Annotated in this window: 10 protein-coding genes and 1 pseudogene; 5 read left to right on the plus strand and 6 right to left on the minus strand. The window is 66.7% G+C overall.

All coding sequences use genetic code 11. The features are described from left to right. Positions 1 to 49: 49 nt before the first annotated feature. From F3I62_RS05785 to F3I62_RS05800, 4 genes and pseudogenes are all read left to right on the plus strand, one after another. Positions 50 to 1,027: pseudogene (locus F3I62_RS05785) on the plus strand (response regulator); the annotation flags it as partial. A 10-nt stretch (positions 1,028 to 1,037) separates the two neighbouring features. Next, positions 1,038 to 1,949 (plus strand): putative 2-dehydropantoate 2-reductase, encoded by a 912-nt coding sequence (locus tag F3I62_RS05790; RefSeq protein ID WP_160488729.1) that lies wholly within the window; start codon positions 1,038 to 1,040, stop codon positions 1,947 to 1,949. A gap of 46 nt (positions 1,950 to 1,995) precedes the next feature. Then, positions 1,996 to 4,017, plus strand: a complete 2,022-nt coding sequence (locus F3I62_RS05795) for a PAS domain-containing sensor histidine kinase (protein WP_160488730.1) — start codon at positions 1,996 to 1,998, stop codon at positions 4,015 to 4,017. A 1-nt stretch (position 4,018) separates the two neighbouring features. Beyond that, positions 4,019 to 4,603, plus strand: coding sequence for a cob(I)yrinic acid a,c-diamide adenosyltransferase (locus tag F3I62_RS05800; protein ID WP_160488731.1), 585 nt, complete (start codon positions 4,019 to 4,021; stop codon positions 4,601 to 4,603). Between the two features lie 58 nt (positions 4,604 to 4,661). On the opposite strand, the gene F3I62_RS05805 is transcribed toward F3I62_RS05800, so the two are convergent. The 4 genes from F3I62_RS05805 to secA form a co-directional block, all read right to left on the minus strand. Then, entirely contained in the window at positions 4,662 to 5,606 is a 945-nt protein-coding gene (locus F3I62_RS05805) for a Nudix family hydrolase (RefSeq protein ID WP_160488732.1), read from the minus strand. Further along, positions 5,603 to 6,235: a glutathione S-transferase family protein gene (locus F3I62_RS05810; protein ID WP_160488733.1), complete on the minus strand. Its 633-nt coding sequence runs from the start codon at positions 6,233 to 6,235 to the stop codon at positions 5,603 to 5,605. The genes F3I62_RS05805 and F3I62_RS05810 overlap by 4 nt, the downstream gene beginning before the upstream one ends. A gap of 85 nt (positions 6,236 to 6,320) precedes the next feature. Continuing rightward, positions 6,321 to 7,538, minus strand: a complete 1,218-nt coding sequence (argJ, locus tag F3I62_RS05815) for a bifunctional glutamate N-acetyltransferase/amino-acid acetyltransferase ArgJ (RefSeq protein WP_160488734.1) — start codon at positions 7,536 to 7,538, stop codon at positions 6,321 to 6,323. Between the two features lie 121 nt (positions 7,539 to 7,659). After that, the gene (gene secA, locus F3I62_RS05820) at positions 7,660 to 10,398 is read right to left on the minus strand and encodes a preprotein translocase subunit SecA (protein ID WP_160488735.1); all 2,739 of its coding nucleotides are present in this window, start codon (positions 10,396 to 10,398) and stop codon (positions 7,660 to 7,662) included. A 237-nt stretch (positions 10,399 to 10,635) separates the two neighbouring features. On the opposite strand from secA, the gene F3I62_RS05825 reads away from it, so the two are divergent. Beyond that, a complete protein-coding gene (locus tag F3I62_RS05825) occupies positions 10,636 to 11,091 on the plus strand; it encodes a DUF721 domain-containing protein (protein WP_160488736.1) in 456 nt (151 codons plus the stop codon). Between the two features lie 60 nt (positions 11,092 to 11,151). Here the strand turns inward: F3I62_RS05825 and lpxC are convergent, their stop codons facing one another. Next, entirely contained in the window at positions 11,152 to 12,063 is a 912-nt protein-coding gene (gene lpxC / locus F3I62_RS05830) for a UDP-3-O-acyl-N-acetylglucosamine deacetylase (RefSeq protein WP_160488737.1), read from the minus strand. Between the two features lie 112 nt (positions 12,064 to 12,175). Further along, positions 12,176 to 13,372 carry a cell division protein FtsZ gene (gene ftsZ / locus F3I62_RS05835; protein WP_160488738.1) on the minus strand — a complete coding sequence of 399 codons (1,197 nt, stop codon included), beginning with the start codon at positions 13,370 to 13,372 and terminating at the stop codon, positions 12,176 to 12,178. Positions 13,373 to 13,390: the final 18 nt, after the last annotated feature.

A 13,390-nucleotide genomic window follows, 5' to 3' on the forward strand; every position in this document is an offset into this window, starting at 1 on the left:
CCCGCACGCCCCGTTCGGCGAAGTACCGACGGCGCCCCAGTTCCCTGCCAGTGAGCCCATCATGCCCAACCCCCATCTCAGCATTCTGGTGGTGGACGACGCCAAGTTTTCCAGCGCCATGATCGGTCGCGCGCTGAGCCAAGCCGGCTATCTGGATGTCCGCTTCGCCAGCAGCGCCGCCGAGGCCCTGCAGCAACTCGAGCTGCGCCCGGCCAGCGTGCTGCTGGCCGACTGGCTGATGCCGGAGATGGACGGCCTGGACCTGACCGGCCGGGTACGCCAGCTGGACGAGACCGCCGACCACTACACCTACGTCATCCTGCTCACCGGCAAGGAAGGCGACAACGTGCTGGTGGAAGCCTTCGACCGCGGCGTCGACGACTTCATCAGCAAGGCCTCGATGAACGAGCAACTGGTGCCGCGCGTGTATGCCGCCGACCGCCTGTGCAACACCCTGCAGCGCCTGCTGCAGGAGAACCGCATGCTGATCCAGAACATCTCCAGCCTGGAGCAGCGCAACCTGGTCGACCCGCTCACCGGCCTGGGCAACCCGCGCTACCTCAAGCAGAAGCTGGCCGACAGCCTGCGCCAGGTCGAGTCCCGCGGCGGCGCGGTGTGCTACCTGCTGATCGGCCTGCAGGAGGCCAACACCCTGCGCCAGCAGTACGGCAACGGCTTCTACAACGAGCTGCTGCACGGCGTGGCCCGGCGCCTGCAGCAGCTGGTACGCCCCCTCGACGTGCTGGCGCGGATGGACGACAACCATTTCGCCCTGATCACCCTGCTCGACGACCTGCAGGAGTGCTCGCCGAGCAGCTTCAAGCGCCTGTACGACGGCCTCAACCTCAAGGCCTTCAAGACCAGCGAAGGCTTCATCACCCTCAAGGCGGGGATCAGCCTGGTCGGCCTCGACGCCAAGTCGCTGCCGCTCGAACCGAACACCCTGCTCGACCGCGCCAGTGCGCTGCTGCCGGACTCCTACGCCAGCGGCCGGGTCACCGCGCTGCGCCTGCCGCTGCCGCAGTGACCGCCCCGCAGTGACCTGGCACATCCTCGGTGCCGGCAGCCTCGGCAGCCTGTGGGCCACCCGCCTGGCCCGCGCCGGCCTGCCGGTGCGCCTGATCCTGCGCGATGCACCGCGCCTGGCCGCCTACCGCGCCGCCGGCGGCCTGAGCCTGGTGGAGAACGACCAGGCCCGGCTCTATCCGATTCCCGGCGAGACTGCCGCTGCCGGCGCCCCGGTGCAGCGCCTGCTGCTGGCCTGCAAGGCCTACGATGCCGAACAGGCCGCCGCCGCACTGGCTCCGCGACTGACCCCGGACGCCGAGATCATCCTCCTGCAGAACGGCCTGGGCAGCCAGGACGCGGTCGCCGCGCGCCTGCCGCGAGCGCGCTGCATCCTCGCCAGCAGCACCGAAGGGGCCTTCCGCGATGGCGACTTTCGCGTGGTGTTCGCCGGCCAGGGCCATACCTGGCTCGGCATCCCCGGTCAGGCCCGGCCGCCGGCCTGGCTCGCCGACCTGCAGCAGGCCGGCATCGCCCACGACTGGAGCGCCGAGATCCTCGCCAAGCTGTGGCGCAAGCTGGCCCTGAACTGCGCGATCAACCCGCTGACCGTGCTGCACGACTGCCGCAATGGCGGCCTGGCCGCGTGGCCGGACGAAGTCGCCGCCCTCTGCCAGGAACTGGCCACGCTGCTGCGCGCCTGCGGCCAGGACAGTGCCGCCGAGGACCTGCACGCCGAGGTGCAGCGGGTAATTGCCGCCACCGCTGCCAACTACTCCTCCATGTACCAGGATGTCGCTGCCGGCCGGCGCACGGAAATCGCCTACCTGCTCGGCTACGCTTGCCAGGCAGCCGCCGGCCGGCAGCTGGCCGTGCCCCGCCTGCTGGCCCTGCAGCAGCGCCTGAGGGCGCACCTGGCCGCCCGCGGATTGCCCGTCACCTGAGCCCGCGCTACCCTGCCCCTTCCTCACTCCGCGGAAACCTGCGCCCTTGACCCGTCTGCGCCAGCGCCTCGATAACCTGCCGGTCGGCCGCAAACTACTCGCCGCCCTGCTGGCCCTGCTGGCCACCGTGCTGCTGGTGGCCAACCTGGCCTTTATCAGCGCCGCCTACTGGATCTCCCAGGAAAGCGTGGCACCCCAGGCCCTGCACACCCTCGGCCGGCTGATCGCCACCCCGGAAGTCAGCCAGAAGGCCCTGGCCTCGCCGGCCGCCGCCAGCGCCCTGCTGCACCACCTCGACAGCTACAGCCCGCTGCGCGCCGCCGCGCTCTACGACAGTCACGGCCTGCGCCTCGCCGAACTGCAACTGGGCGACCCGCTGCAGCTGCCGGCGCACAGCGAAGAGCTGGAGAGCTGGCGCCAGGGCGAACTGCGCGCCACCCAGCTGATCGAACTGCCACAACCGGGCAAGCTGCCCGGCCACCTGCTGCTGGTGGCCTCCGGCGAGCTGCCCGGGGTGTTCTACACCGGCACCCTGACCGCCAGCGGGGTGATCCTGGCATTCAGCATCCTGCTCTGGACCCTGATCGCCCGGCAGATCAGGCGCCTGATCACCCGGCCGATCCGCCATCTGGAAGAACTCACCCGCCAGGTCACCCGCGAAGAGAACTACGCCCTGCGCGTCGCCCGCGGCAACCAGGACGAGATCGGCAGCCTGGCCGACGCCTTCAACACCATGCTCAGCCGCATGGAGGCGCGCGAGCAGCAGCTCAAGCGCGCCCGCGACGACGCCCAGGCCGCCTTCGACCAGGCGCAGAGCCTGGCCGAGGAAACCCGCCACTCCAACCGCAAGCTGGAACTGGAAGTGCAGGTGCGCGGCAAGATCGAGAAGAAGCTCACCGGCTTCCAGAAATACCTCAACAGCATCATCGACTCCATGCCCTCGGCCCTGATCGCCCTCGACGAGCAGCTCTACGTCACCCAGTGGAACCAGGAGGCCAGCGCGCTTTCCGGCACGCGCCTGGACGAGGCGCTGAACCAGCCGGTATTCCTCGCCTTCCCGCCGCTCAAGCCCTTCCTGCCGCAGCTCCGGCGCACCGCCGAACAGCACCGGGTAGAGAAGATCGAACGCGTCACCTGGAGCCGCAACGAGGAGCCGCACCACTACGAGCTGACCTTCTACCCGCTGATGGGCGGCAGCGGCCGCGGCGTGGTGATCCGTATCGACGACATCACCCAGCGCCTGTCCCTGGAAGACATGATGGTGCAGTCGGAGAAGATGCTCTCGGTCGGCGGCCTGGCCGCCGGCATGGCCCACGAGATCAACAACCCGCTGGGTGCCATCCTGCACAACGTGCAGAACATCCGCCGCCGGCTTTCGCCGGAGCTGGCGAAGAACCAGGAGCAGGCGGTCGAGGTCGGCATCGCCCTCGAGGATGTCAGCGCCTACCTGGAGGCCCGCGAGATTCCGCAGCTGCTCGACGGCATCCAGCAGGCCGGCTCGCGGGCGGCGAAGATCGTCAGCCACATGCTCAGCTTCAGCCGGCGCAGCAACCGGCAGATGGCGCCCTGCCAGCTACCGGCACTGATCGACCAGGCCCTGGAAATCGCCGGCAACGACTTCGACCTGACCGACAGCTTCGACTTCAAGACCCTGCTCATCCAGCGCGAATTCGACGACCAGCTGGGGCCGGTGCTGGCCACCGCCAACGAGCTGGAGCAGGTGTTGCTCAACCTGCTGAAGAACGCCGCCCAGGCCATCCACCAGCGCGAGGTCGCGGACGAGCCGGGGCGCATCATCCTGCGCACCCGCCTCAACCCGCCGTGGGCGGAAATCCAGGTGGAGGACAACGGCATCGGCATGCCCGAGCATGTGCGCAAGCGCATCTTCGAGCCCTTCTTCACCACCAAGGAAGTCGGCCAGGGCACCGGCCTCGGCCTGTCCGTGTCCTACTTCATCATCACCAACAACCACAAGGGGCAGATGGAGGTGCACTCCCTGCCGGGCCAGGGCACCTGTTTCACCCTGCGCCTGCCCCTGACCTCCACCACCGACAACACGAGCACCTGAGATGGGCTACCGCCTGAGCAAGATCTATACGAAAACCGGCGACCAGGGCGAAACCGGCCTGGCCGACGGCCGTCGCGTGGGCAAGGACCACCCGCGCGTGGAAGCCATGGGTGAACTGGACACGCTGAACAGCCAGCTCGGCCTGCTGCTGGCCGAATTGGCCGAACAGCAAGCCATGTGGCCGGGCCTGAGCGAGGTCAGCGCAGTCCTGGCGCCCTGCCAGCACCGCCTGTTCGACCTCGGCGGCGAACTGGCCATGCCCGACTACCAGGCCCTGCAGGAAGGCGAGGTGCAGCGCCTGGAGGCGGCCATCGACCGCTGGAACGAGGAAGTCGGCCCACTGCAGAACTTCATCCTCCCCGGCGGCTCGCGCCTGGTCGCCCAGGCCCACGTCTGCCGCAGCCTGGCGCGCAATGCCGAACGACGCTGCCAGCACCTGAATGCAGTGGAGCCGCTGCGCGCCGTGGGCATGGCCTACGTCAACCGCCTGTCCGACCTGCTGTTCGTCGCCGCCCGCCTGATCGCACGGCGCACGCAGGTCGGTGAGGTGCTCTGGCAGGCCGCGGAAAAGCCGTCCGCACCGTAGGGGCGAGCGCGCAAGCTTTGGGATAACCGGATCGCGAGCAGAAGCTCGCTCCTAAAGTTTAAGTCTGCGGCCAGAATGCGCGGATGCCGGCGACGCCCTGGGCACCGGCCTGCCAGGCCTGCTCCAGGTGCTCGGGGCCGACGCCGCCGAGCAGGTAGGCTGGGATATTGCTGCCGCGCAGCAGCTCGGCGGCCTTGTCCCAGCCCAGCGGGGCGGCGTCCGGATGGGTCTGGGTCGGCTGCAGCGGCGACAGGGTGACGAAATCCACGCCCATCTGCGCCGCCAGCGCCAGCTCCTCGGCCCCGTGGCAGGACGCGGCCAGCCAGCGCGAGGCCGGGAACGGCCGGCCCTTGGCCGCATACTGGCGCAGCTGGGCGGCGGTCAGGTGCCAGCCGGCCGCCGGGAAGTCGCCCAGCCACTCCAGCGGCCCCTTGAGCATCAGCTGGGCCTTGCCGGCACACAGGCCCTGGATATCCACCGCCAGATCGCGGTACTGCGCATCGAACATATTCGGCGCGCGCAACTGCACCAGGCGCACGCCTTCGGCCAGGGCCTGGCGCACGCCGCGCAGCAGCTCACCGGGTTCCAGCCCTTGCGGGGTGATCAGGTAGCGCTCGGGCAGCTGCGCCGCCGTCACGATCGGCTGGTTGGCCGCCGGGAACGGGTAGTCGTCCAGCTGCTGCGGGCTGACCCAGGCCAGCGGCTGGCCCTCGGCACCGTGCGGCTCGCCGCCGAATGCGGAGACCTCCCAGACATCCAGCAGCACCTGCTTGTCCGGGTAGTCGTGGTGCACCTGGATCAGCGGCCGCGCCTGGCGCACCTCGATCCCCAGTTCCTCGGCCAGCTCGCGCGCCAGCGCATCGCGCACCACCTCGCCGGCCTCGACCTTGCCCCCGGGAAACTCCCACAGGCCGCCCTGATGCTGCTCCGCCGCGCGCCTGGCGAGGAGGATCTGCCGATCGGCACCGCGGATCACCGCCGCGGCCACATGCACACGCTTCACACCCGGGTCTCCTGCAATGCCGCCTGGTACCAGCGCTGGAAGGCCGGCCAGTGGTAGATGGTCTCGACATAGGCCGCCGCCACATCCGGCAGGGCCACGCGGTAGCTGCGCAGACGGCTGGCCACCGGCGCGAAGAAGGCATCGGCGATGCTGGCATGGCCGAACAGGAACGGCCCGTCCTGGCCGAACTGGGCACGGCAGTCGGCCCACAGCTGGCAGATGCGTGCGATGTCGGCCTGCGCCTCGGCCGGGATCTGCGCCAGGGCCTCGTCACGACGCATGTCCATCGACAGGTGGCTGCGCAGGCCGAGGAAACCGCTGTGCATCTCGGCGCACACCGCGCGCGCCACCGCCCGCGCATATTGTCCGCGCGGCCACAGGTGGGACTCGGCAAAGCGCTCGGCGAGGTATTCGGCGATCGCCAGGGAATCCCAGATCGGCCCTTCCTCGGTCTTCAGCAGCGGCACCTTGCCGGTCGGCGAATGGGCGAGGATCTGCTCGCGGCTGTCGGCCTGATAGAGGCGCACTTTCAGCTCGTCGTAGGGCTCGCCGGTCAGTTCCAGGGCCAGCGCCGCGCGCAGCGACCAGGACGAGAAGTTCTTGTCACCAATGACCAGTTGCAGGGCCATGTCGGTTCTCCTGACAAGGGTGGGCGGAATGCACAGGGGACGCCGCGGCGCCCCCTGTGTCAACTCGAGTGCAACGCCGCGCGGCTCAGGTGCGGTATTCGGCGTTGATCTTGACGTACTCGTGGGACAGGTCGGTGGTCCAGATGGTCTCGCTGCAGGTGCCGCGACCCAGCTCGATGCGGATGGTGATTTCCTCGCGGGCCATCACCGCGGCGCCCTGCGCCTCGGTGTAGCTGGCGGCGCGGCCGCCCTTGCTGGCGATGCACACCTCGCCGAGGAACACGTCGATCTTGCTCACGTCCAGTTGCGGCACGCCGGCATAGCCGACGGCGGCGAGGATGCGCCCCCAGTTGGGGTCTGAGGCGAACAGCGCGGTCTTGATCAGCGGCGAATGGGCCACCGCGTAACCGACATCCAGGCACTCCTGGTGGGTACCGCCGCCGTTGACCTGGACGGTGACGAACTTGGTCGCGCCTTCGCCGTCGCGGACGATGGCCTGGGCGACTTCCATGAACACCTCGAACACCGCCTGCCTGAGCTTGGCGAACAGTTCGCCGGCGGCCTCGGTGATTTCCGGCAGCGCCGCCTGGCCGGTGGCGATCAGCAGGCAGCAGTCGTTGGTCGAGGTATCGCCGTCGATGGTGATGCGGTTGAACGACTTGTTCGCCGCATCGCGCACCAGGTCCTGCAGCACGCTGCGCGCGACCTTGGCGTCGGTGGCGATGTAGCCGAGCATGGTCGCCATGTTCGGCCGGATCATCCCGGCGCCCTTGCTGATGCCGGTCACGGTGACGGTCACGCCGTCATGCTGGAACTGGCGGCTGGCGCCCTTGGGCATTGTATCGGTGGTCATGATGCCGGTGGCGGCTTCGGCCCAGTGGTTTTCCGACAGATCGTCGAGGGCGGCCTGCAGGGCGCCCTCGATCTTCGCCACCGGCAACGGCTCGCCGATCACCCCGGTGGAGAACGGCAGCACTGCCTCGGCGGCCACGCCGGTCAGTGCGGCCAGCGCGGCGCAGGTGCGCTTGGCGTTGGCCAGGCCATCGGCGCCGGTGCCGGCATTGGCATTGCCGGTGTTGGTCAGCAGGTAACGCACCTCGCCCTGCACGCGCTCGCGGGTGACGATCACCGGGGCGGCGCAGAAGGCGTTGGTGGTGGTCACGGCTGCCACGCGCGAACCTTCGGCGCAGCGCATCACCACCACATCCTTGCGCCCGGGGCGCTTGATGCCGGCAGAGGCGATGCCGAGTTCAAAACCGGGAACCGGGTGCAGGACCGGCAGGGGACCAAGACCAACAGCCATGGATGCGCTCCTCAATAAGCAGTCTGTTCAAACGCCGGGCAGGGGCCCGGCAGGCAGTGGCAAAACGCCGCGAGCGGCAGAGCCGGTCGCGGCGTTGTTTATATAGCTGAGTTCTGCCGGATCAGGCGATCTGACCGTGGCAATGCTTGTACTTTTTGCCGGAACCGCACGGGCAGGGTTCGTTGCGCCCGGTTTTCACCTCGCTGCGCACCGGCGCGGCAGCCTGGGCCACCTCGTCTGCACCTGCCGCCTCGGGCTCGGCAAGGGCCATTGCCGAAGCATCGGCATGCTGGAACTGCATGCGCTGGGCCATGGCTTCGGCTTCGCGACGCAGGCGCGCCTCTTCCTCGACCGGGTCTTCACGGCGGATCTGCACGTGCGACAGCACGCGGATGGTGTCGCGCTTGATCGAGTCGAGCAGCTCCTGGAACAGGGTGAAGGACTCGCGCTTGTATTCCTGCTTGGGGTTCTTCTGCGCATAGCCGCGCAGGTGGATGCCGTGACGCAGGTGATCCATGGTCGCCAGGTGGTCTTTCCACAGGTCGTCGAGCACCCGCAGCAGCATCTGCTTCTCGAAGGTACGCAGGGCCACGGCGCCGGCCAGCTCTTCCTTCTCGTGGTAGGCGGCCAGCAGCTCCTCGAGGATGCGCGCGCGCAGGGTTTCCTCGTACAGGTGGTCGTCTTCGTCGAGCCACTGCTGGATCGGCAGGCGCAGGCCGAAATCACTGAACAGCGCCGCTTCCAGGCCGGTGATATCCCACTGCTCGGGCAGCGACTGCGGCGCGATGTGCTGGTTGATCGCGGCGGTGAGCACTTCCTCGCGGAACTCGGCGATGGTCTCACCGATGTTGTCGGCGGCCAGCAGGCTGTTGCGCATGTGGTAGATCACCTTGCGCTGCTCGTTGGCCACGTCGTCGTATTCGAGCAGCTGTTTGCGCATGTCGAAGTTGCGCCCTTCGACCTTGCGCTGCGCCTTCTCGATGGCGTTGGTCACCATGCTGTGTTCGATGGCTTCGCCGGACTGCATGCCCAGGGCCTTCATGAAGTTCTTCACGCGGTCGGAGGCGAAGATGCGCATCAGACTGTCTTCCAGCGACAGGTAGAAGCGGCTGGAGCCTGGGTCACCCTGGCGACCGGCACGGCCACGCAGCTGGTTGTCGATACGCCGCGATTCGTGACGCTCGGAAGCGATCACGCACAGGCCACCGGCTTCGATCACCTGCTGGTGACGTTTCTGCCAGTCGGCCTTGATCTGCGCGATCTGCTCGGCAGTCGGGTTGTCCAGATTGGCGACTTCCACTTCCCAGTTGCCGCCGAGGAGGATGTCGGTACCACGACCGGCCATGTTGGTGGCGATGGTCACCGCGCCTGGGCGACCGGCCTGGGCGATGATCTCGGCTTCCTTCTCGTGGTACTTGGCGTTGAGCACCTTGTGCTCCATGCCGGCCTTGTTGAGCAGGCTCGACAGGTATTCGGAGGTCTCGATCGAGGCGGTACCGACCAGGATCGGCCGGCCCTGGGCCTGGATTTCCTTGATATCGGCGATGATCGCCGCGTACTTCTCTTCCTGGGTCAGGTAGACCAGGTCGTTGTAGTCCTTGCGCGCCAGCGGCTTGTTGGTCGGGATCACCACCACGTCGAGGCCGTAGATTTGGCGGAACTCGAAGGCCTCGGTGTCGGCGGTACCGGTCATGCCGGCCAGCTTCTTGTACAGGCGGAAGTAGTTCTGGAAGGTGGTCGAGGCCAGGGTCTGGCTCTCGGCCTGGATAGTCAGGCCTTCCTTGGCTTCGATGGCCTGGTGCAGGCCCTCGGACAGGCGACGGCCCGGCATGGTCCGGCCGGTGTGCTCGTCGATCAGCAGCACCTGGTCCTGCTGCACGATGTACTCGACGTTGCGGTGGAACAGCTTGTGCGCGCGCAGGCCGGCATACACGTGGGTCAGCAGGCCCAGATTGTGCGCCGAGTACAGGCTCTCGCCCTCGGCCAGCAGGCCGGCGTTGGTCAGCAGTTCCTCGATGAACTGGTGGCCGGCTTCGTTGAGTTCGACCTGGCGGCTCTTCTCATCGATCTTGTAGTGGCCTTCCTGGGTGACCACGCCCTCCTCTTCCTCGATGTGCTGGGTGAGGCGCGGGATCAGCTTGTTGATTTCCATGTACAGCTTGGAGCTGTCTTCGGCCTGGCCGGAGATGATCAGCGGAGTGCGCGCCTCGTCGATGAGGATCGAGTCCACTTCGTCGATCACGGCAAAGTTCAGCTCGCGCTGGAACTTCTCGTCCAGGCTGAAGGCCATGTTGTCGCGCAGGTAGTCGAAGCCGAATTCGTTGTTGGTGCCGTAGGTGATGTCGGCGGCATAGGCGGCGCGCTTTTCTTCCGGCGGCATGAACGGGGTAACGATGCCGACGCTGAGACCGAGGAACTCGTACAGCGGACGCATCCAGTTGGCGTCGCGGCGGGCCAGGTAGTCGTTGACCGTGATCACGTGCACGCCACGACCTTCCAGGGCGTTCAGGTACACCGCCAGGGTGCCCACCAGGGTCTTGCCCTCGCCGGTGCGCATCTCGGCGATCTTGCCTTCGTGCAGGGTCATGCCGCCGATCAGCTGCACGTCGAAGTGACGCATGCCCATCACCCGCTTGCCGGCCTCGCGGGCCACGGCGAAGGCTTCCGGAAGAATCTGATCGAGGGTCTCACCCTTGGCCAGGCGCGCCTTGAACTCCTCGGTCTTGGCCTTCAGCTGCTCGTCGGAGAGCGCCAGCATCTGCTCTTCGAGGGCATTGATCGCCGTCACTGCCTTGAGCATGCGTTTGACTTCACGCTCGTTCTTGCTTCCAAAGAGTTTCTTCAACAGCGGCGCAAACATATCGGCAGATTCTTCCACTAATTGGGATGATGGGCGACGTAGAACGCCAGCCCTGCAGCCGGCTCGGCTGCGTGCGAAGGGGGCATTCTACTCGGAAACGTCGGCGAGGAAAGCGCATCATGCCCTCGACCAGAGCACAGTCCGCAACCGCGAATCCCTCCTATATGGGGATGCCCGCCGTCCACTGCAAGGCCTGGTTTGCTAACATGCAGCCATGACTGCATCGATGCCCCATCCATGACCTTCCGCCCGTTGCCGGCCAAGGCGTCTGCCGCGCTGCTGCATGCCAGCAGACCGCTGCAGGCGCTGTTCGACCAGGCCCAGCGGATTGCCCGCCTGCAGGAGCTGGTCGACGGCCAGCTGGAGCCCGCCGCCCGCGAACACTGCCGGGTCGCCAGCTGGCGCGACGGCTGCCTGCTGCTGCTGACCAGCAACGGCCACTGGGCCACCCGCCTGCACTACCAGCAGCGCCGCCTGCAGCGCCAGCTGCAGGTGCTGCCGGAGTTCGCCGGGCTGCTGAAGATCCAGATCAAGGTGCGCCCGCCGACCGGCCAGGTCGACTATGTCGGGCGCAAGGTGGAACTCTCCAGCGCCGCCGCCGACAGCCTCAACAGCGCCGCCGAAGGCATCAGCGACCCCAGGTTGCGCGCCGCCCTCGAACGCCTGGCCAGCCACGCCAAGCCACGCGAATAGCGGACAAAAAATAGGCCACCCGGAGGTGGCCTAAATCAAACGAGAAGAGGGTGTTGCTGCTTAACCGGCCGCAACCGGTCGCATGTAGGAGATCGGTGCGTTGCTGGCGTCGTCGAAGATCACCACTTCCCAAGCATCTTTCTGCTCGATCAGGGTGCGCAGCAGACGGTTGTTCAGCGCGTGGCCCGACTTGAAGCCACGGAACTCGCCGATCAGGCTGTTGCCCAGCAGGTAGAGGTCGCCGATGGCGTCGAGGATCTTGTGCTTGACGAACTCGTCCTCGTAACGGAGGCCGTCTTCGTTGAGCACGCGGAACTCGTCGACCACGATGGCGTTGTCCACGCTGCCGCCGAGCGCCAGGTTCTGCGAACGCAGGAATTCGATGTCGCGCATGAAACCGAAGGTACGCGCGCGGCTGACTTCCTTGACGAAGGAGGTGCTGGAGAAGTCCACACAAGCGGTCTGGGTACGACCGCGGAATACCGGATGGTCGAAGTCGATCTCGAAGCTCACCTTGAAGCCGTCGAACGGCAGGAAGGTGGCGCGCTTGTCGCCCTCTTCCACGGTGACTTCGCGCAGGACGCGGATGAATTTCTTCGGCGCGTCCTGTTCTTCCAGACCTGCGGACTGAATCAGGAATACGAAGGGGCCGGCGCTGCCGTCCATGATCGGCACTTCGGATGCCGAGAGCTCGACGTAGGCGTTATCGATGCCCAGGCCTGCCATGGCCGAAAGCAAGTGCTCCACGGTATCCACCTTGACGTCACCATTGACCAGAGTGGTCGACATGGTGGTCTCACCGACATTTTCCGCGCGGGCGGGGATTTCCACGACGGGGTCGAGGTCGGTGCGACGAAACACGATACCGCTATCCACCGGAGCCGGCTTGAGGGTCAGGTATACCTTTTCCCCCGAGTGCAGGCCAACGCCGGTGGCACGGATGATGTTTTTCAGGGTGCGTTGTCTGATCATGGCTTTGGCTGCTTGTGCGCTAGTTGCGAACTGTTGTCAACAATGGCCGGCGATGATAGCAGAACCGGCCTTTGCTGAACACCAATCACCTTCATACTCCTGATAAATTCCATCAATCAGCTTGGCGACGCAGGAAGGCCGGGATGTCTAGGTAATCCAGGTCATCCTGCGTGTTCAGCTTGGCTGCGGCGGCGGCACCGGCGTGGCTTTGACGCTGCACGGTGGGACGCTCGTAGTCCTTGTAGTTGACGGTCTGCGGCTCGGCAGCACGCGGCGCAGTGCTGATCACCGCCGCCGGCGCGACGGAAGCGGCGGCGATGGTGTTGTCGACCACCTTGACCGGCTTCTCGATGCGCGCGCCCAGGCCGGTGGCGACCACGGTCACGTGCAGTTCGTCGCGCATATCAGCATCGATCACCGCGCCGACCTTGACGGTGGCGTGCTCGGAGGCGAAGGCCTCGATGATCTCGCCGACCGCGGCGTACTCGCCGAGGGACAGATCCAGACCGGCGGTGATGTTGACCAGGATGCCGCGGGCGCCCTGCAGGTTGACGTCTTCCAGCAGCGGGTTGCGGATCGCCGCTTCGGTGGCCTCGCGTGCACGGTTCGGACCGCTGGCGCAGCCGGTGCCCATCATCGCCATGCCCATTTCGCCCATCACGGTCTTCACGTCGGCGAAGTCGACGTTCATCAGGCCCGGACGCTGCATGATGTCGGAGATGCCGCGCACGGCACCGGCCAGCACGTCATCGGCCTTGGCGAAGGCGGACAGCAGGCTGGCGTCCTTGCCGAGGATGGTCAGCAGCTTCTCGTTGGGAATGGTGATCAGCGAGTCGACGCACTCGGACAGGGCACGGATGCCCTCGTCGGCGACCTGCATGCGCTTGCGCCCTTCGAACGGGAACGGACGGGTCACCACCGCCACGGTGAGGATGCCCATCTCCTTCGCCACTTCGGCGATGATCGGCGCCGCACCGGTACCGGTACCGCCACCCATGCCGGTGGTGATGAAGACCATGTCGGCGCCATTCAGCACTTCGGCGATGCGCTCGCGGTCTTCCAGGGCGGCCTGGCGGCCGATTTCCGGGTTGGTGCCGGCGCCCAGGCCCTTGGTCACACCAGGGCCGAGCTGCAGTACGGTGCGCGCGCCGACATTCTTCAGCGCCTGCGCATCGGTGTTGGCGCAGATGAACTCGACGCCTTCGATGTTGTTCTTGACCATGTGATTGACGGCATTACCACCGCCGCCACCCACGCCGATCACCTTGATAACTGCGCTTTGCGGAACGTTATCTACGAGTTCGAACATTTCCCCTCTCCTTATTTT

This window comes from Pseudomonas sp. R-28-1W-6, assembly GCF_009799925.1.
Taxonomy (GTDB): domain Bacteria; phylum Pseudomonadota; class Gammaproteobacteria; order Pseudomonadales; family Pseudomonadaceae; genus Aquipseudomonas.